The sequence below is a fragment of the Shewanella algidipiscicola genome, assembly GCF_900380485.1.
GTDB classification, from domain to species: domain Bacteria; phylum Pseudomonadota; class Gammaproteobacteria; order Enterobacterales; family Shewanellaceae; genus Shewanella; species Shewanella algidipiscicola.
Window position 1 is genome coordinate 60,910 of record NZ_OXJV01000016.1, and the last position, 17,635, is coordinate 78,544.

The window sequence follows — 17,635 nt, forward strand, 5'->3', positions numbered from 1 at the left end:
TTAATCTTGGTAGTGCTAAATTTTAGTTGCCTTCCGAGTGCGAAAGCCTATCCTTGCCGCCTAACGTTTATTGGAGGTAAACATGTTGACTTTATTAGCCATTATCGGTGGTTTTATTATTCTGACTGCAGGGGCAGAAGCCTTGGTACGCGGTGCTAGCTCGGTGGCATTAAAGTTGGGAATTGCACCTTTAATCATTGGATTAACTATTGTTGCGTTCGGCACTAGCGCCCCCGAACTGGCCGTAAGCCTTAAATCTGCATTAGCCGGCAACCCAGGCATTGCAATCGGTAATGTCATCGGATCTAACATTGCTAATATTGGTTTGATCTTAGGCATCACGGCCCTTATTCGGCCAATACAAGTACAGACGCAAATGATCAAACGGGATATTCCCATCATGATCGGCGCCAGTCTGTTGTTTTGGGGCTTGATTAACGATGGCGATGTCAGCCTGCTCGATGGTGCCCTACTCACCACACTGCTTGTAGCCTATTTAGGCTTTAGCTATATCAGCAGCAGAGGAGAAGGCGCCAGCGATATTCCAGGTTCAAGCTTGGCACATCCACTGTTGGCCACGCTGCTCATTGCCGTTGGGATCAGCATGCTGATCGGTGGTGGTATGCTCTTTGTCGATGGCGCAGTGACACTGGCGCAGCAATTTGGGGTTAGCGAGCTCATTATCGGCCTAACTATAGTCGCGATTGGTACTAGCATGCCAGAATTGGTCACCTCAGTCGTGGCGGCTCGTAAAGGCGAAAGCGATATCGCCATTGGCAATGTTGTTGGTTCTAACCTTTTTAATATATTAGGTATTTTAGGTATTACAGCCCTTATCCATCCCATTACCTCGGGTGGATTACAGATTATCGACATGAGCATGATGTTAGCACTGGCGTTAATCTTACTGCCCGTAGCGTGGACAGGTATGCGTATTGGCCGCCGCGAAGGGACCTTACTGCTAGTGGCTTACCTTGCCTATATGGGTTATCTCATTAATAGCGCTATGGGATAACACCGCTAATGAAGCAGCCTTAAACAAGGCCACCAAACCCAATAGCTCAACAAATAGACCTAGGCAAGAGTCCTAGGTCTATTTGTATTTGCCTCACCCCTCTCACGCTTCACCACGCACATGTGCTTTTTCCCCTCGGACTGTCGCAGCCCACAGCACGTCAATTTGACTAAGATTGCGTTCAGAGCAAACTCTGATAATATATGTATATATTTACAGTGATTGAGCCAATAGTTGTTTAAATGACTCAATGAATCAAATGGGTATAAAGCGTGGATAGACTCGATCTTATGGCTGTAACTGAGCTAAAGGGCGTGGCGACCAAAATGGCGCAGCGGCTAGAAAAGCTCGGCATAAAAACAGTCCAAGACCTGCTGTTTCATCTACCGTTGCGCTACGAAGATCGCACGCAAATATACCCGATAGCCGCGCTTTACCCCGGCAGCTATGGCACCATCGAAGCCACGATTCATTCATCGCAAATTATTCAAGGCCGCAAACGCATGCTCACCTGCACCGTACGCGACGACAGCGGCGTGATGACTCTACGCTTCTTTAATTTCTCTGTTGCGCAGCGCAATGGCCTAGAAAATGGCGCCACGATTCGCGCCTATGGCGAAGTGCGACGCGGCAAACATCACCCAGAAATCATTCATCCTGAATACAAGGTGATCCACTCGGGTAGTAACCTGGACTTGAGTGAAACCTTAACGCCAATTTATCCGACTACAGAGGGGCTTAAACAGGCCAGTTGGATAAAGCTCACCGACCAAGCACTAGCATTATTGGCCCATGGCGCACTAAAAGAGCTATTACCAGCCCATCTTCAACCAAACCAGATGTCGCTCATCGAGGCGCTCAAATTACTGCACCGGCCACCCACGGGCACAGACCCTTTTACACTCGAACAAGGCTCTCATCCGGCGCAGCAACGCTTGATCCAAGAAGAACTACTGGCCCACAATTTGAGTATGTTACAACTAAGGCAACGCAGTAATCGCGACGCGGCGGTATCGCTCGCAGGTAGCGGCCAACTGGTCAACCCGTTTTTAACCGCCTTACCCTTTAGCCCAACTGGAGCCCAGCAACGTGTGGTGGCAGAGATCAAGAGTGATTTACGCCAGCAACATCCTATGATGCGCTTAGTGCAAGGCGATGTGGGATCGGGTAAAACCTTAGTCGCCGCATTGGCGGCGCTACAAGCGATTGAGAGCGGCTATCAGGTCGCCATGATGGCGCCCACCGAACTACTGGCAGAGCAACATGCCAATAACTTTGCCACCTGGTTTGAGCCACTGGGATTAACCGTGGGTTGGCTAGCGGGCAAGCTCAAAGGTAAGGCGCGCAGCCAGTCTCTGGACATGATAAAAAGTGGTGAGGCTCACATTGTTATCGGTACCCACGCGATTTTTCAAGACAAAGTCGAATTTAATAAGCTGGCCCTGATCATTATTGATGAGCAACACAGATTCGGCGTACATCAGCGATTAGGCCTACGAGAAAAAGGGATTAACCAAGGCTTCCATCCTCATCAATTGATTATGACGGCAACGCCTATCCCACGCACATTAGCCATGACCGCCTACGCCGATTTAGACACCTCTATTATCGACGAACTACCGCCTGGCAGAACTCCCGTAACCACGGTGGCGGTATCCGATAGCAGACGAGCAGAGGTGATTGAGCGAGTCCGCCAAGCCGCATTGCAACATCATCGCCAGGCCTATTGGGTCTGCACCCTGATTGAAGAGTCGGAAGTATTAGAGTGCCAAGCGGCCGAAGATAGCGCCGAAGAGCTAAAGCAGCAACTGCCAGAATTATCCATTGGTTTAGTGCACGGACGAATGAAACCTGCAGAAAAACAAGCTATTATGGCTGACTTTAAAGCAGGAAAGATTCATTTGCTCGTGGCGACAACAGTCATTGAGGTTGGTGTCGATGTACCCAATGCCAGCTTAATGATCATCGAAAACCCCGAGCGTCTAGGTTTGGCGCAACTGCATCAACTCAGGGGCCGTGTCGGCCGCGGCGCCATAGCCAGTCACTGTGTCCTCATGTATAAGGCTCCGCTGTCGGCAACCGCAACTAAGCGATTAGGCGTACTACGTGACAGTAATGATGGTTTTATTATCGCGCAGAAAGATCTCGAGATACGCGGACCAGGGGAGGTACTTGGTACCAAGCAGACGGGAATAGTCAACATGAAAATCGCCGATCTTATTCGCGATCAAGCCCTAATCCCCGCGATCCAAAAACTGGCGCAACACGTGATGCAGCAGGCTCCAGAGAATGTCGATGCCATCATCATGCGCTGGCTCGGGAACAGACAGCAATATGTGCAAGCCTAACCAGTGCTATAACTTAGATTGTATTCTTTGTTGAAGTTAAATATTTTTTATTTCAGTCAACTTCACTAGACAAGTTGACTGAATTTTGCAGAATGGAGATAGGCCGTGTTGGCCCCTCCTTAAACACGAGCTATTTTTCAAGGAACTCTCATGCAAGTCAGTCAAGAAGATAGAATCACCCCACAAGAAAAACGTGGTGGTGCCAGTGCACTAACGATTGCTATTGTGGTGATTTTGCTGATCCTGGCCGCTGGCGCTTATTATTTCTTTGACAGCAAAGAAACTCAACCAGAGCCAGAACAACCTACAGCAGTGACCTTGCCCGAAATCATCCCCGAGCAGCCGTTACCCACTGATGCCAACCTGCCGGAGCCAGAAGTCGAACCTGTGCCTGAGCCCGTAGTTGAGCCGCCAGTTGCGCAAGTAACGACGCCACAAGTTGAGCCCATCCCAACACTCGCCGACAGTGATAGTTATGTGAAAGCCAAAACTCTCGACGTCGCCAATGGCATGAAAATCGACCCGATTTTAGTTGAAAAAGATATCATCAGACACTTTGTGGTGTTCGTCGATAATATCGCCCAAGGAGAATTAGCCCGAAAAGTCAGCCCACTTAAGGCGCCTAATAGCCAATTTACCGTCTCGGATATGAGTAATAAAACCTATCTTAATCCAGACAGTTACCACCGCTATGATCTCTACGCCGACTTTATTAGCAACCTTGATGAGCAGCAACTTGTCGCTACCTATGAACAACTGACGCCTCTGCTTAACCAAGCGTTTGATGAACTCGGTTACAGCCATGGTAGCTTCAATGAACGTATGATCGACGCCATCGACGTGGTGCTGGCCGCGCCCATTATTGAGCAAGCCATTGAACTCAATAGCGTTAGCGTTAACTATAAGTTTGTCGATCCACAGCTCGAATCATTACCCAATGCACAAAAATTGATGATTCGTATGGGCCCCGAAAACAGCAAAAAAGTGAAAATTGCGCTGCGTAAACTGAAGAAACAGCTGCAAGAATAATGACCGTCCACACCTGAGTTAAACCGCCTTCTTAGGCGGTTTTTTATCGATTAGCGCTGGATTTTAACTCGTTTTTTCTGCCATCATTATCGCTATAACAAGGCAACATCTGCATAGCGCAAACCGTGCTTTTTCTCTACATATCGGTGTACAATAGCACAATTGATGCGGCTTAAAGCCCATCTTCCCTTGTTATGGAAAACGCAGCCGTACGCTGCAGATTGAGGCAAAGCAGTGCAGTTAACCTTTAGGATCCAATCGTCAGGTGCTTGGTCACCACGCTACCAACAGATAGCCGATTGGCAACAATGGCCTCATTCGCTCTGCGATGAAGATCATCTGGCGAGTGCGCCAACACTACCTCAAGTTCCTGCGATGCAGCGACGACGCTTTAGCAAGCTGACCAAAATGCTGCTCGATGCGGCATTTCAATGCGATGCCCCAACTCAATGCCGCACCATTTTCGCTTCGCGTCATGGCGAGCTCAATCGTACCGTTGAGTTACTCGAAGATATTGTGCAAGAGCAGCCTATTTCCCCCATAGGCTTCAGCCAATCGGTGCACAATACTGCCAGCGGTATCTTTAGTATTTTGACCCATAACCGCGCTGCTTCAACCTCTATCGCCGCCAGCGAAACTACGCTGGAACAAGCGCTTACTGAGGCCTATGGCCAGCTTTGTGAAGATAATAGCGATGTGTTGTTGGTGTTTGGCGATGAGCCGGTATCAGATGTGTATAAAGAGTTCATTCATGAACCTGAATTACCTATCGCTATCGCGCTGCAATTGTCGCTGCCAACGCCTGACTCGCCACCCGCCACGTTGCTGCAATTACACACCCAACCCAGTGCCGAGCAATATCGTGATGCGCCGCCCATGAGTTATGGCCAACTGCTCCATGCCATCGCCGGCAAACACCCCCTGTATGGGCGCTTAAACCGCTTCATCTGGCAACTCTCCCATGGCTAACCACACAGGCACTGATTTGCACTCACTGGCCTATATTCCGCGCTGGTTAGCGGGCGTCAGTTGTTATGTAGCTTTCGGCCTAGGAGGCTTATTGCTGTCTTTAACTGTCATTCCTATGCTGAGGATATGCTCAAGCGATCCACAGCAACGAGCCGCTCGCGTGCAACACACGGTCCATATCATGTTTGGCGGCTTTGTCACCCTGCTCACCTGGGCTGGGGTAATCAAAGTGACCTGCCAAGATCTGCATCGTCTTAATGACGCTCAGGGCAAAGTGATTATCGCCAACCATCCCACACTGGTGGATGTCGTGGTGCTTATCAGCCTAATGCCTAATGTGGGCTGCATCGTTAAGCAAAGCTTGTGGCGTAATCCCCTGTTACGCGCCGTGCTTTCTAGCGCCGGCTATATCCCTAATCGCGGTGCTGATCTACTCTTAAAAGATTGCCAAGCGGTGTTGCGTCAGGGCACATGCCTAATCATCTTCCCCGAAGGCACTCGGACACAACAAGGAGCCATCATCAACCCATTTGCGCGCGGGGCGGCCAATATCGCCCTGCGGACAAAAACAGACCTGATCCCAATTGTATTGCGCACCAATGCCGTTGGCCTCACCAAACAGCAACCTTGGTATGAAATACCTCGCCAAACCATAGGCATGCATGTTGAAGTAGGCGAAACCATTGCCCATATCGGGTATGATGCTGGCCCAGGCGGCGAAGCCAAGATGGCGCGTCAACTGACTCGGGATCTTGAAAACTATTATAAACAACAACTTGATACTAATTATGAGCTTACAAAACGAAATTAAACAACTGATCATTGATTGCCTCGATCTTGAAGACGTCAGCATCGATGATATCGACACCGACGCTCCCCTTTTTGGTGAGGGCTTAGGCTTAGACTCAATAGATGCACTAGAACTGGGCTTAGCGATAAAGAAACAGTTCGATGTAAAAATTGAAGCCAACTCCGAAGCAACCAAGGCTCACTTTTTCAGTGTGGCCAGCTTAGCCGACTTTATTGAATCGCAACGCGCGTAGGGGGTTACATGCAAAATCGTCAACAGATCCTCGACATGCTAACAAGAATATTGGTCGAAGAGTTCGAAATTGAAGCGCAAGATATTACCCCTGAGGCCTCATTATATGACGAGCTCGATCTCGATAGCATAGATGCGGTCGATTTGGTGATCAAACTGCAACAACTCACGGGCAAGAAGATCCAACCCGATGAGTTTAAAGCGGTGCGCACGGTCGATGATGTCGTATCCGCCATCGAAGGACTCGTTAAGCAGTAATGCGCCTGATAATACAAGTAATTAGCACCCTACTGTTATTGGGCTATCCCATAGCGGTATATTTTGGGCTACATTACTTGCCACCAGGCGTGATTGCGTTAAGCCTATGCCTTTTGTTGGTGGCACGCTTAGCCGTACAACAACAGCGTGTCAAGGCGATGGTCCTGCCACTATTGGCTGGCATCGCTTTGACCGCAGGCAGTTTTATTGCCAAGCGTAACGACTGGTTACTCTACTATCCTGTGGTGATCAATCTGACTATGTTGGGGCTGTTTGCTTATTCGCTAAAACACGGTCCCAGCATGATAGAGCGTCTGGCGAGGTTGAAAGAACCCAAGCTGCCTGACACGGCGATCCCCTATTTGGCCAACGTCACCAAACTCTGGTGCGGGCTATTTATTGTTAACGGCGTAGTGGCTTGGTATACCGCCCACTACACCAGCTTAGCAACCTGGACCCTGTACAACGGTCTCATCGCGTATCTGCTTATTGGGCTACTACTCGGTGGGGAATGGCTATATCGAACACTGTGGTTAACAAAGTCATGACAGAGCTATTAAAAACTTGGCTGTATCAAGGCCCCTCGAGCCAGCAACTTATCAGCTTCAATCACCACGACATCGTCACGGGCAGTGCATTTACCGCCCAAGTGGCCGCCCTGCATGCCAGCTTAAGTGAGCAACCCGCCAAGCGCTGGTTACTGGCAAGTGACAGTAGCGATCTCTTCGCCGTAGGGTTGTGCGCGGGGTTGCTTGCGGGTAAACAATTGATCTTACCTAGCAATACCCAAGCTGGCACCTTGAGTGAACTGACTCACGAATTTGACGGCATCTTGTCTGACAGTTGCTTGTGTGAAGGTAAACTGATGTTGACGCTAAAAAAAGAGCACTCTGGCGCCGAATCTCACTGGCCGTCCCTTGCAGATAACGCTACCTTGGGTGAACTGGTGCTCTTTACCTCAGGCAGCAGCGGTCAGCCCAAAGCCATCACCAAGACCCTAGCCCAGCTCGATGCCGAAGTCAGCGTACTGGAGCAAACATTTGCGGCGCACCTGCCCCATTGCAGCGTGATATCGACAGTGTCACACCAACATATTTATGGGCTCTTGTTTAAAATTCTCTGGCCGCTCGCCGCCAGTCGCCCTTTTCTGAGCGATCTGGTGGAATACCCAGAAACCCTAACCTATTACACTAGCTTATTTCCTAACTTATGTTTGATCAGTAGCCCGGCGCAACTGTCGCGACTGCCCGAAGCACTCGAGCATCAGCCACAGCTGCATTCGCCCAGCTTAGTCTTTAGCTCTGGCGGGCCGCTCAATTTCCAAGCGGCAGCAGAAATCGCCCATTGCTATGGCAAACCGCCCATAGAAGTGTACGGTAGCACTGAAACCGGTGGCATCGCATATCGCCGTCAAAGCGCCGACAATCAACCTTGGCGCATTTTTGCCTCACACCAAATTAAGCAAGATGCAATGGATGGCGCGCTGCTGCTCAAATCACCTTATTTGGACAATGACGACTGGTTAAAATGTGACGATAAAGTCAATCTTGTCAGCGACAGCGAGTTTCATCTGTTGGGTCGACTCGACCGCATCGTCAAAATTGAAGAAAAACGGATCTGTTTAGTGCAGATGGAGCAGTTGCTAGAATGCCACCCCATGGTGTCTCAAGCCATGTTAATGGTATTAGAGCAACCACGAGTGCAACTTGGCGCGGCCATCGTACTATCGAGTCAAGGGCAACAACTGCTCAACAATGAAGGTAAGTTGGCGGTGAATAACCTGCTCAAAGCCCACCTGTTGACTCAGTTTGAACGGGTCACTCTGCCCAGACGTTGGCGCTATCCAGAGGTGCTTGAGCTGACCCCGCAGGGCAAGCGTGATAATCAACGATTAATTGAGTTATTTAGCCATGATTAAGTCCAGTTTACCGCCCATTATCGGTAAGACCATGCTCACCGATGGCGTCGAATGGCACCTCGACATTGTGGCAGCCTTGCCCTATTTCGACGGCCATTTCCCACAGCAAGCCGTATTGCCCGGGGTGACTCAGTTAGATTGGGCGGTGCAACTCGGCGCACACGAATTTGGCTATGAAGCACAAGTCGACAGCCTTGAAGTATTAAAGTTTCAGCAACTTATACTGCCTAACAGCCAGGTGTTTCTCAAAATCAGCCTCAATGCCAGCAAGCATAAACTCACCTTTAGCTATTACGATGGCGACAAGCGTTTTGGCTCGGGTCGTATCGCCCTGAGCGGCGCTAAACTCCAGGAGAGCGCCTGATGCAGTTAGCGTTAGTCATTCCCAATTACAACCATCAACAGGCGATTAAGCAGACCCTTGAGCGTTTAGCGCCGCTGGCTCTGCCCTGCTATCTGGTTAACGATGGCAGTAACGATGAGACCCGCTACCTATTAAGCCAATTAGCCGAGCAATATGATTGGGTTACCCTATTGCATCACCCCTATAATCGAGGCAAGGGAGCCGCAGTTACCACAGGGCTAAGGGCGGCTTACGCCGATGGTTTTACCCATGCCTTGCAAGTCGATGCCGATGGACAGCATGATCTAGACGATATTCCGGCTTTTATCGAACATGCCAAAGCCCGACCAGAGGCGGTGATTTCTGGCCAGCCGCAATACGATGACTCAGTGCCTAAAGGCCGCCTCTATGGCCGTTATATCACCCACTTTTGGGTTTGGGTCGAGACCTTAAGTTTTGAGATAAAAGATGCCATGTGTGGCTTTCGCGTCTATCCACTGACGGCGACCGAGCGACTGTTTTTAACCGAGGCGCTAGGCGAGCGTATGGACTTTGACATCGAGATATTAGTCAAACTCTACTGGCAAGGCACACGTATCGTGCACCTACCTACCAAGGTCATTTATCCAGAAGATGGTAGCAGCCACTTTCAAGGGGTACGCGATAACCTACGCATCTCAGCCCTGCATACCAAACTGTTTTTCACCATGCTCAAACGCCTACCTAAGCGACTGCTGCGCCAGTCTGAGCCACAACAAGCCAGACACTGGTCGCGCATCAGCGAACGCGGCAGTTACTGGGGCATCAAGCTGCTCGCAAGTAGCTATAAGATTGGTGGCCACTGGCTATGTCGCGCCATTATGTATCCGGTGATCGGCTATTTTTTTCTCACTGGCAGCAGCGCACGAGCCGCCTCTTTGCAATTTTTACAGCAAGTTAAACGCGTTGAACCCCAGCATCCCCAACTCAAGGGCAAGATAGGGTGGCGCCATAGCTTAAAACACTTCATCAGCTTTGGTAACGCGGCCTTAGATCGTATCGATGCCTGGTGCAATCGGCTGCAAATAAACCAAGTAGACTTCGCGAATCGCGCGCTACTCTACCAACAGATTGAACAGGGTAAAGGCGCGGTTTTACTGGCCTCACACTTAGGTAACATTGAGCTGTGCCGGGCAATATCCAGCCACCAGCACAAGATTAAAGTCAATGTGATGGTGCTAACCGAGAACGCTGAAAATTTCAATCGGGTACTTAAACAACTCAACCCGGACAGCGCACTAAACCTTATCCAAGTGAGCGAACTGGGCCCCACCACCTCCATGCTGCTGCACGAAAAAATCGCCCAAGGCGAGTTGGTGGTTATCGCAGGCGATCGCACCTCATCGCGCAGCCAAGGCCGAGTGGTTTACGCCCCCTTTATGGGTAAACCCGCGCCATTTCCTCAGGGGCCTTTTATTTTGGCAGGGTTACTCGACTGCCCGGTCTATTTGATGTTTTGCTTGCGAGAACAGGGGCGCTATCGAGTCTATTTAGAACACTTTAGCGACACCTTGAAAGGGCCACGCGCCGGACGCATGCAACGCCTCGAGCAAGCCATTGGCCGCTACAGCGCCAGACTTGAATACCACGCACGGCGCGAGCCGCTGCAATGGTTTAATTTTTTCGATTTTTGGCGCAAGGATGACGAGCACCTGCGCGCGGCGAGTGTAACTCGCCCCTCAACCGCTAACAGGACAGATAAATAGATGACGCAACCCGCAGTAAACCTCATTGAGTTCGGCCAACGCTCATTGACACTAGAAGAGGTGGTGGCCATTGCCAAAGGCGCTCAAGCCAAACTCAACCGCCAGCCAGACTACCAAGAGTCGATTCAAAAGGGCGCCCGCTTTATCGACAGCCTACTGGCCGAAGAGGGCGTGGTTTATGGTGTCACCACAGGGTATGGCGACTCCTGCACCGTTGCCGTGGGGCTGGACTTGGTCCATGAGCTGCCGCTGCACTTGTCACGCTTTCATGGCTGCGGGCTCGGCGACACTTTCAGTGAAATGCAGGCCCGCGCGGTAATGGCGTGCCGGCTCAACTCGTTGGCACTGGGTAAGTCAGGGGTGAGTTATGAGCTGCTGCAGCGCATCGAAACCTTGCTCAATCTTAATATTGTTCCCGTTATCCCCCAAGAGGGCTCGGTCGGCGCCAGTGGCGACCTCACCCCGCTCTCCTATTTAGCGGCGGTATTGGTGGGCGAACGCGAGGTGTTTTATCAAGGCAAGCGTCAAACGACAGCCCAGGTGTACGCCCAGCTATCGATCACGCCGCTCACCTTACGCCCCAAAGAGGGGCTCGCCCTGATGAACGGCACCGCGGTGATGACGGCACTGGCTTGCCTTGCCTACGACAGAGCTCAGTATTTAGCTCGCCTGACCAGCCGCATTACTGCCATGGCCTCGTTAACGCTTAAGGGCAACGCAAACCATTTCGATGAAATACTGTTTGCCGCCAAGCCACACCCAGGGCAAAACCAAATTGCCGCTTGGATCCGCGCCGATTTGAATCACCATGAACATCCACGCAACTCTGATCGCTTACAAGATAGATACTCTATCCGCTGCGCGCCTCACATTATTGGCGTGCTACAAGATGCCCTACCGTTTATGCGCCAGTTTATTGAGACCGAACTCAACAGTGCCAACGACAACCCCATTGTCGACGCAGAAGGTGAGCATATTCTCCATGGCGGCCACTTCTATGGCGGCCATATCGCCTTCGCCATGGACTCGATGAAAAACACAGTGGCGAACCTTGCTGACCTTATCGATCGCCAGATGGCCTTGGTGATGGACCCCAAATTTAACAATGGTTTACCCGCCAATTTGTCGGGGGCTGCAGGCCATCGCAGTGCTATCAACCATGGCTTTAAAGCGGTGCAAATTGGCGTGTCAGCCTGGACGGCCGAAGCGCTAAAAAACACCATGCCCGCCAGCGTCTTTTCACGCTCGACCGAGTGTCACAACCAAGATAAGGTCAGCATGGGCACCATTGCCGCGCGAGACTGCATGCGGGTATTACAGTTAACCGAACAAGTCGCGGCCGCCGCCTTACTCGCCATGACTCAAGGCATTCATTTGCGGGTCAGCCAACAAGAGTTATGCCAAGCATCCTTGACCCCATCGGTGGCGAAAACCCTGCAACAGGTGAGCGAGGATTTCGACTTTTTAAGCGAAGACCGGCCGCTAGAGCAGGTATTACGCCAAACGGTCGATAAAATACAGCAAGGGTTATGGGAAGTGTGCCACTAAGGAATGATGCCGATGAAAGCCATATTGACAACCGAAATGGACATGCTGATCCCCTTCCATGATGTCGACTCCATGGGGATCACTTGGCACGGTAACTACCTGCGCTATTTTGAGGTGATCCGCTGTCAGCTGCTGGATAAAATTGATTATGGCTATCGCAAGATGCAAGAGTCAGGCTATGGTTGGCCCATTGTGGATCTGCAGATCAAATACGTGCAGCCCAGCACCTTCGATCAAAAGGTGAAGCTCACCGCGTCACTGGTCGAGTGGGAAAACCGCCTTAAAATCACCTATGAAGTCCGCGACCTCGCCAGCAACAAGCGCTTGACCAAAGGCTATACCATTCAGGCGGCGGTCGACATGCGTGACCAGCAGCTGTGCTTTGTGACCCCAGAGTGTTTTCGCGACAAGATTGCACATCTGCTCGACAGCAGCGGAGACTAGCCATGGCCACCTTAAGCCGCTACCTTTGCGCCCTATTGCTGGGCTTAATCCTCAGCACGTCAAGCTATGCCGAGCAGGCGAGTCCTGCTGCCGATAGCACCTTTACCAGCTTGTTTGCTACGCCCGCAGATAAGCTCGCCCTGCAGCAACTGGCCGAGCAGCTCAGCAGCGGCGACACGGCTCAAGGGCAATTTACTCAATATCGCTACTTAACCGTATTGCAACGCCCGCTTGTCAGCCATGGCGAATTTGTATTTCAAAGTGACTTAGGTTTAGCTTGGGTGCAGCTTCGCCCATTTGCCAGCACCTTAGTGCTGAGCCAAGACACCTTGGTGCAGATCGACAGTGACGGTCGGCGTCAGGTCAATCGAGCCGATGACAACCCTCAAGCGCAAGCATTAGCCCACACCATACCGTTATTGATGAGTGCCTTGCTGCGTGGCGACATAGCGCCGCTCAGCCAGCAATTTAGCCTACATCTCATCCAAGAGGCCAGTGGCTGGCAACTCGGTTTGATCCCAAAAGATCCCATGCTAGCGCAAGCGCTGCCCAAAATGGTGATGCAGGGGCAAACCCAGATAAAGTCACTCACCTTACTTAATAGCAATGGCGATCGTAGCCTCATTGAGTTTGAGCAGATAAGTGAGCAGCCATTATCGCCCCAGCAACGGGCGCTATTTGGCACCGACAATTTTGCCACCGACAATGATGCCGACAACCGGCCTGACGCGCGCCGATGATCGCCCTTCTCGCACGTCAACTCGACCGCCTATCGGCCAACAGTAAGCTGTGTATGTGGTTGCTGCTACTGGGGACTATGCTCGCCTTAGGCGCAGTGCAGCTGCAACAAGGCGCTAAGCTGCAAAGCGATATTTTGGCCATGCTGCCAATATTACAGCAAGATGCGCTCACACAAGCGGCCATTGACCGGGTTGAGCAGCAACTCAGCGACCGTATCTATATCGGGTTAGTTGCCGACACCCAGGCCCAAGCTATCAGCGCCGCAAAGCGGCTCATGCAGGCATTGGCGCAACATCCTGACAGTTTTACCGACATCAGCAGCGCTAATATAGATAGCGCCAACGCGTTTAATCACTTTTACTTTGCCCATAGGTTTAAGCTACTCACCGAGCAGCAGCGTAACTTGCTCAGCCAAGGTCAGCAGGACAGATTAGAGCAGCAAGCACTCGCCCAGCTCTACAATGCCTTTGGTTATGCCAATAGTGCGCTGCTGAGCCAAGATCCACTGCTGCTGTACCCCGCTAATCTACAAGCCTTAGCGCCAAGCCAGCAACTGCAAAGCGCGCAAGGGATCTTGCTTAGTACCCAACAAGAGGCGTCAGGGAACACTCGCTACGGGGCCATAGTGATGGCTAAAGGCGTAGGCAGCGTTTTTAATCCTAACGCCCAGCAACAACAGCTCGCCGCCTTAGACGCCTCACTTAATCAGTTAAGCATGACTGGCGACATCGAGGTGCTGAAAGCGGGGGCACTGTTGCATGCCAGCGCCGCGACAATCCAAGCCAAACAGGAGATCTCAACCTTAGGAGCCGCCTCACTTATCGGGGTAATTACACTCGTGTGGTTGGCATTTCGCTCGATTTTCCCATTAGTGATAGCCAGCCTAACGATCGCCACCAGCTTGCTGTTTGCCTGCGTGACCACCTTGAGTGTGTTTGGCGAGCTACACCTACTCACCTTAGTGTTTGGCACCAGCCTGATTGGGATCGCCATCGACTACAGCTTTCATTTTTATTGTGAGCGCCTTAGCCAACAACAGGCGGCAACGCCTGCGGTCAATGCGGTGTTTCCGGCGGCATCTTTGGCCATAGTGACCACAGTGCTAGCGTACCTTGGCATTGGTTTAACACCGTTTCCGGGCATGCAACAGGTCGCCATCTTCTGCGCGGCTGGATTAATCGGTGCCTACCTGACATTACTGCTGGCCTATCCCAAATTAGCCAATAGCCCACTTAAACCAAGGCCGAGCACCTTGGCATTGGCTCAGGGTTACTTAACGCGATTAACCTTGCTGCACCGCCGCCTGCGCACTAAAGGGGCAGCGCCACTGGCGCTAATTATGGCGCTACTCTGTCTGTGGGGGCTGCTGCAACTGACCACTGATGATGATATTCGTAACCTACAACAGAGCCCGCTTGAGGTCGTGCAGCAGGAGCAGCGCCTGCGTCAGTTGCTCAGTGGCGGCACCGATAATCAATTTATCTTGGTCAGGGCCCAAGGCGAGCAGCCGTTATTACAACAACTCGAGCAACTTGCTGAGCCGCTCAAGCAGCTGCAGCAGCGAGGCGTGATTGGCAATGCGATTAATTTGGCCAGCTATATCCCTAGCCATCAAAAACAGCAACAGGCGTATCAACTACAAGGCCTCATTTATCAAGACATCGAAGCGGTTCTAGGCAGACTAGGGCTCGACCTAGGCCTAGCCCCAAGCCTGCGCCAACAATACCTAGACAGTGCCAGCTTACTGATTGAGCCCGACGCCTTTTTGGCGTCACCCGCTGGCATATCGCTCGCCCCGCTCTGGTTAAGCCCAAGCGGTACCGATCCTACGCCGCAATATGGCGCCATAGTATTGCTCGGCGGCATTACCGATCTGGCGGCGCTGCAGGCGAGTATTGCGCCGTTCACTCAGGTAGAACTGGTGGATAAAGTCGCCGATATCTCCAGTGTGATGGCCAAATATCGCGGCCTCACCTTAACCTTGTTGGCACTGGCGCTGGTGCTGGCCTCGTTGATTTTCTCACGGCGATTTGGCATCAAGCTGACGTTATGGGTCACCGCGGTGCCTGCATTGGCGGCGTTATTGACCCTAGCAACGCTTGGGCTGCTAGGCTCACCACTGACCTTATTTCATGCCTTGGCGCTGATTTTGGTATTCGGGATCGGGGTCGACTACAGCCTATTTTTCGCCGAAACCCAACAGGGTAAAGGGGTGATGATGGCGGTGTTTATGTCGGCCTGCTCCACCTTAATGGCTTTTGGCTTATTGGCATTTAGCCACACGCCAGCAATACACTATTTCGGCTTAACACTCTTATTGGGCATAGCATTCACCTTCGTGCTTGCGCCCCTTATTTACACTTTTACAAGGACAGACAAGTGACCGACTCAACCCATGCTAACGCACCACAAATAGGCCATTATGATGTTGTGATCATAGGTGCAGGCCCATCAGGAAGCGTGGCAGCTAGCCTACTACATCAGCAAGGTAAGCGAGTCTTGGTGATTGAAAAACAACATTTTCCGCGCTTTTCTATTGGCGAAAGTCTACTGCCTTGTTGTATGCAGATGTTAGAAGAAGTCAACATGCTAGAAGCGGTTAATCAGGCGGGTTACCAATTTAAAAATGGCGCCGCCTTTAATTGGCAAGGCCGCTCGACCATGTTTGATTTTACCAACAAATTCACCCCAGGCCCCGGCACCACTTATCAAGTCGAGCGCGGCCATTTCGATAAATTATTGGCCGATACAGCCGCTAAGCAAGGGGTTGAGATCCGCTATGGCGACACCGTCGCCGCCGTTGACTTGTCGGCGACGCCGACGCTCACCATTGTCGATAGCGCCCAGCACTCCTATAAAATAAGCGCCGAGTACCTGCTCGATGCCAGCGGCTACGGCCGAGTGTTAGCGCGCCTCTTACAGTTAGAGCGCCCGTCAAGCTTACCTAGCCGCACCGCCATTTTTACCCATATCGAAGACAATATCGATAAGGTTGAGCTGGGCGATCGCCCATTCGACCGCAATAAAATCTTAATTAGCGTGCATCCTGATAATCGAGATATCTGGTACTGGCTGATCCCCTTTAGTAATGGCCGCTGCTCACTGGGCGTGGTGGCAGAGCCTCACCTATTGGGCGACTTAGAGACTGATACTAGCAACATATTGATGCGCTTAGTAAACCAAGAGCCGTACTTAAAACAGCTACTGGCCAAGGCTAAGATTGTCAGAGAATGTGGTCGCCTAGCGGGCTATTCGGCCAACGTCAGCACGCTGGCAACCGACAAGTTTGCCCTATTAGGCAACGCGGGGGAGTTTCTCGACCCGGTGTTTTCATCTGGGGTCACCATCGCCATGCAATCGGCGTCGATGGCAACGCGTTGCATCGTCAGGCAGCTAGAGGGGGAAAGCGTTGATTGGCAAGCCGAGTACGCCACGCCACTCATGCGCGGCGTCGATACCTTTCGCACCTATGTGCAGGCTTGGTATGACGGCCGTTTTCAAGACGTGATTTTTTATGAGTCGCCCAACCCCAAAATCAAACAGATGATTAGTGCGATCTTAGCTGGCTACGCTTGGGATGAAAACAACCCCTTTGTGACAGAGTCTGAGCGGCGACTCAATATGATTGTCGAGCTGTGCCAATGACCGCAGTTAAGCACCTAGGTTTTGCGCTAAGCGTGTTTATCGCCCTTGCCCTTAGCGGATGCAGCCAACATCTGCAGCGGCAAACCTGTATGCCGCTAGCCAGTGAGGTCAGCTACTGTTTAGCGCCGCTGCTCAATGAGCCGCTCCGTAGCCAAAGCCTGCAGGTTGACTTAAGCATCGCAGGCAATCGGCACCAATTATTGAGCCAACTCGAACTCAGCTCGCAGCAACTCACTCTGGTCGGCCTCGCGCCACTGGGGCAGGCGCTATTTACCTTGACCTTCGATGGTCAGCGACTCGACAGCCTGCAAAGTCGGATACTCGGCGAGCAGTTTAAAGCCGAATACCTGCTGGGATTGCTGCAACTTATTTATTGGCCGACAGAGACTGTTAATCGCCATTTACATGGCGCTACAATGACTACAGTCAAATGTGATGCGCCGCTGTGCCGCAGGCTTTATGCTAACGACAACGAGGCCAACATTATTGATATTCGCTATAGTCAGCCACAACCTTGGCAAGCTCAGGTGGATCTGGCGGTTGTCCCAGCAGAACTGACACTGCACATAAGGCCGGTTGAGTAACCTAAT

At 51.6% G+C, this 17,635-nt stretch carries 17 protein-coding genes; all 17 read left to right on the forward strand.

What is annotated here, in order from left to right:
* Positions 1-82 precede the first annotated feature (82 nt).
* The 17 genes from DN599_RS10585 to DN599_RS10665 all read left to right on the forward strand — a co-directional run bounded on the left by DN599_RS10585 (position 83) and on the right by DN599_RS10665 (position 17,629).
* Complete coding sequence (locus DN599_RS10585; protein ID WP_110457596.1) at positions 83-1,015, forward strand: calcium/sodium antiporter; 933 nt, start codon at positions 83-85, stop codon at positions 1,013-1,015.
* Between the two features lie 272 nt (positions 1,016-1,287).
* Positions 1,288-3,363, forward strand: a complete 2,076-nt coding sequence (gene recG / locus DN599_RS10590) for an ATP-dependent DNA helicase RecG (protein ID WP_110457597.1) — start codon at positions 1,288-1,290, stop codon at positions 3,361-3,363.
* A 150-nt stretch (positions 3,364-3,513) separates the two neighbouring features.
* Positions 3,514-4,392, forward strand: a complete 879-nt coding sequence (locus DN599_RS10595) for a DUF3014 domain-containing protein (RefSeq protein WP_110457598.1) — start codon at positions 3,514-3,516, stop codon at positions 4,390-4,392.
* A gap of 234 nt (positions 4,393-4,626) precedes the next feature.
* Entirely contained in the window at positions 4,627-5,361 is a 735-nt protein-coding gene (locus DN599_RS10600; RefSeq protein ID WP_110457599.1) for a beta-ketoacyl synthase chain length factor, read from the forward strand.
* The gene (locus tag DN599_RS10605; RefSeq protein ID WP_110457600.1) at positions 5,354-6,172 is read left to right on the forward strand and encodes a lysophospholipid acyltransferase family protein; all 819 of its coding nucleotides are present in this window, start codon (positions 5,354-5,356) and stop codon (positions 6,170-6,172) included. The genes DN599_RS10600 and DN599_RS10605 overlap by 8 nt, the downstream gene beginning before the upstream one ends.
* Complete coding sequence (locus DN599_RS10610) at positions 6,150-6,404, forward strand: phosphopantetheine-binding protein (protein WP_110457601.1); 255 nt, start codon at positions 6,150-6,152, stop codon at positions 6,402-6,404. The genes DN599_RS10605 and DN599_RS10610 overlap by 23 nt, the downstream gene beginning before the upstream one ends.
* An 8-nt stretch (positions 6,405-6,412) precedes the next feature.
* The gene (locus DN599_RS10615; RefSeq protein ID WP_110457602.1) at positions 6,413-6,661 is read left to right on the forward strand and encodes an acyl carrier protein; all 249 of its coding nucleotides are present in this window, start codon (positions 6,413-6,415) and stop codon (positions 6,659-6,661) included.
* Positions 6,661-7,209 carry a COG4648 family protein gene (locus DN599_RS10620; protein WP_110457603.1) on the forward strand — a complete coding sequence of 183 codons (549 nt, stop codon included), beginning with the start codon at positions 6,661-6,663 and terminating at the stop codon, positions 7,207-7,209. Before DN599_RS10615 ends, DN599_RS10620 begins: the two co-directional genes overlap by 1 nt.
* Positions 7,206-8,579, forward strand: coding sequence for an AMP-binding protein (locus tag DN599_RS10625; protein ID WP_110457604.1), 1,374 nt, complete (start codon positions 7,206-7,208; stop codon positions 8,577-8,579). The genes DN599_RS10620 and DN599_RS10625 overlap by 4 nt, the downstream gene beginning before the upstream one ends.
* Positions 8,572-8,943 carry an ApeI family dehydratase gene (locus DN599_RS10630; RefSeq protein ID WP_110457605.1) on the forward strand — a complete coding sequence of 124 codons (372 nt, stop codon included), beginning with the start codon at positions 8,572-8,574 and terminating at the stop codon, positions 8,941-8,943. The genes DN599_RS10625 and DN599_RS10630 overlap by 8 nt, the downstream gene beginning before the upstream one ends.
* Positions 8,943-10,667 carry a glycosyltransferase family 2 protein gene (locus DN599_RS10635; RefSeq protein ID WP_110457606.1) on the forward strand — a complete coding sequence of 575 codons (1,725 nt, stop codon included), beginning with the start codon at positions 8,943-8,945 and terminating at the stop codon, positions 10,665-10,667. The genes DN599_RS10630 and DN599_RS10635 overlap by 1 nt, the downstream gene beginning before the upstream one ends.
* The gene (locus DN599_RS10640; RefSeq protein ID WP_110457607.1) at positions 10,668-12,215 is read left to right on the forward strand and encodes an HAL/PAL/TAL family ammonia-lyase; all 1,548 of its coding nucleotides are present in this window, start codon (positions 10,668-10,670) and stop codon (positions 12,213-12,215) included.
* 12 nt (positions 12,216-12,227) lie between these two features.
* A complete protein-coding gene (locus DN599_RS10645; protein ID WP_110457608.1) occupies positions 12,228-12,659 on the forward strand; it encodes an acyl-CoA thioesterase in 432 nt (143 codons plus the stop codon).
* Positions 12,660-12,661: 2 nt separating this feature from the next.
* Positions 12,662-13,399 carry an outer membrane lipoprotein carrier protein LolA gene (locus tag DN599_RS10650; protein WP_110457609.1) on the forward strand — a complete coding sequence of 246 codons (738 nt, stop codon included), beginning with the start codon at positions 12,662-12,664 and terminating at the stop codon, positions 13,397-13,399.
* The gene (locus DN599_RS10655; protein WP_110457610.1) at positions 13,396-15,783 is read left to right on the forward strand and encodes an MMPL family transporter; all 2,388 of its coding nucleotides are present in this window, start codon (positions 13,396-13,398) and stop codon (positions 15,781-15,783) included. Before DN599_RS10650 ends, DN599_RS10655 begins: the two co-directional genes overlap by 4 nt.
* On the forward strand, positions 15,780-17,045 hold the full coding sequence (locus DN599_RS10660; protein WP_110457611.1) for an NAD(P)/FAD-dependent oxidoreductase: 1,266 nt from the start codon (positions 15,780-15,782) through the stop codon (positions 17,043-17,045). Before DN599_RS10655 ends, DN599_RS10660 begins: the two co-directional genes overlap by 4 nt.
* On the forward strand, positions 17,042-17,629 hold the full coding sequence (locus tag DN599_RS10665; RefSeq protein ID WP_110457612.1) for a DUF3261 domain-containing protein: 588 nt from the start codon (positions 17,042-17,044) through the stop codon (positions 17,627-17,629). The genes DN599_RS10660 and DN599_RS10665 overlap by 4 nt, the downstream gene beginning before the upstream one ends.
* The last annotated feature ends 6 nt before the right edge of the window (positions 17,630-17,635 follow it).

Excerpts from the sequence above, each read along its gene's own strand:
- DN599_RS10585 (WP_110457596.1), top strand. The coding sequence starts at position 83 with ATGTTGACTTTATTAGCCATTATCGGTGGTTTTATTATTCTGACTGCA.
- DN599_RS10595 (WP_110457598.1), top strand. The coding sequence starts at position 3,514 with ATGCAAGTCAGTCAAGAAGATAGAATCACCCCACAAGAAAAACGTGGT.
- DN599_RS10605 (WP_110457600.1), top strand. The coding sequence starts at position 5,354 with ATGGCTAACCACACAGGCACTGATTTGCACTCACTGGCCTATATTCCG.
- DN599_RS10610 (WP_110457601.1), top strand. The coding sequence starts at position 6,150 with ATGAGCTTACAAAACGAAATTAAACAACTGATCATTGATTGCCTCGAT.
- DN599_RS10615 (WP_110457602.1), top strand. The coding sequence starts at position 6,413 with ATGCAAAATCGTCAACAGATCCTCGACATGCTAACAAGAATATTGGTC.
- DN599_RS10620 (WP_110457603.1), top strand. The coding sequence starts at position 6,661 with ATGCGCCTGATAATACAAGTAATTAGCACCCTACTGTTATTGGGCTAT.
- DN599_RS10625 (WP_110457604.1), top strand. The coding sequence starts at position 7,206 with ATGACAGAGCTATTAAAAACTTGGCTGTATCAAGGCCCCTCGAGCCAG.
- DN599_RS10630 (WP_110457605.1), top strand. The coding sequence starts at position 8,572 with ATGATTAAGTCCAGTTTACCGCCCATTATCGGTAAGACCATGCTCACC.
- DN599_RS10635 (WP_110457606.1), top strand. The coding sequence starts at position 8,943 with ATGCAGTTAGCGTTAGTCATTCCCAATTACAACCATCAACAGGCGATT.
- DN599_RS10640 (WP_110457607.1), top strand. The coding sequence starts at position 10,668 with ATGACGCAACCCGCAGTAAACCTCATTGAGTTCGGCCAACGCTCATTG.
- DN599_RS10645 (WP_110457608.1), top strand. The coding sequence starts at position 12,228 with ATGAAAGCCATATTGACAACCGAAATGGACATGCTGATCCCCTTCCAT.
- DN599_RS10650 (WP_110457609.1), top strand. The coding sequence starts at position 12,662 with ATGGCCACCTTAAGCCGCTACCTTTGCGCCCTATTGCTGGGCTTAATC.
- DN599_RS10655 (WP_110457610.1), top strand. The coding sequence starts at position 13,396 with ATGATCGCCCTTCTCGCACGTCAACTCGACCGCCTATCGGCCAACAGT.
- DN599_RS10665 (WP_110457612.1), top strand. The coding sequence starts at position 17,042 with ATGACCGCAGTTAAGCACCTAGGTTTTGCGCTAAGCGTGTTTATCGCC.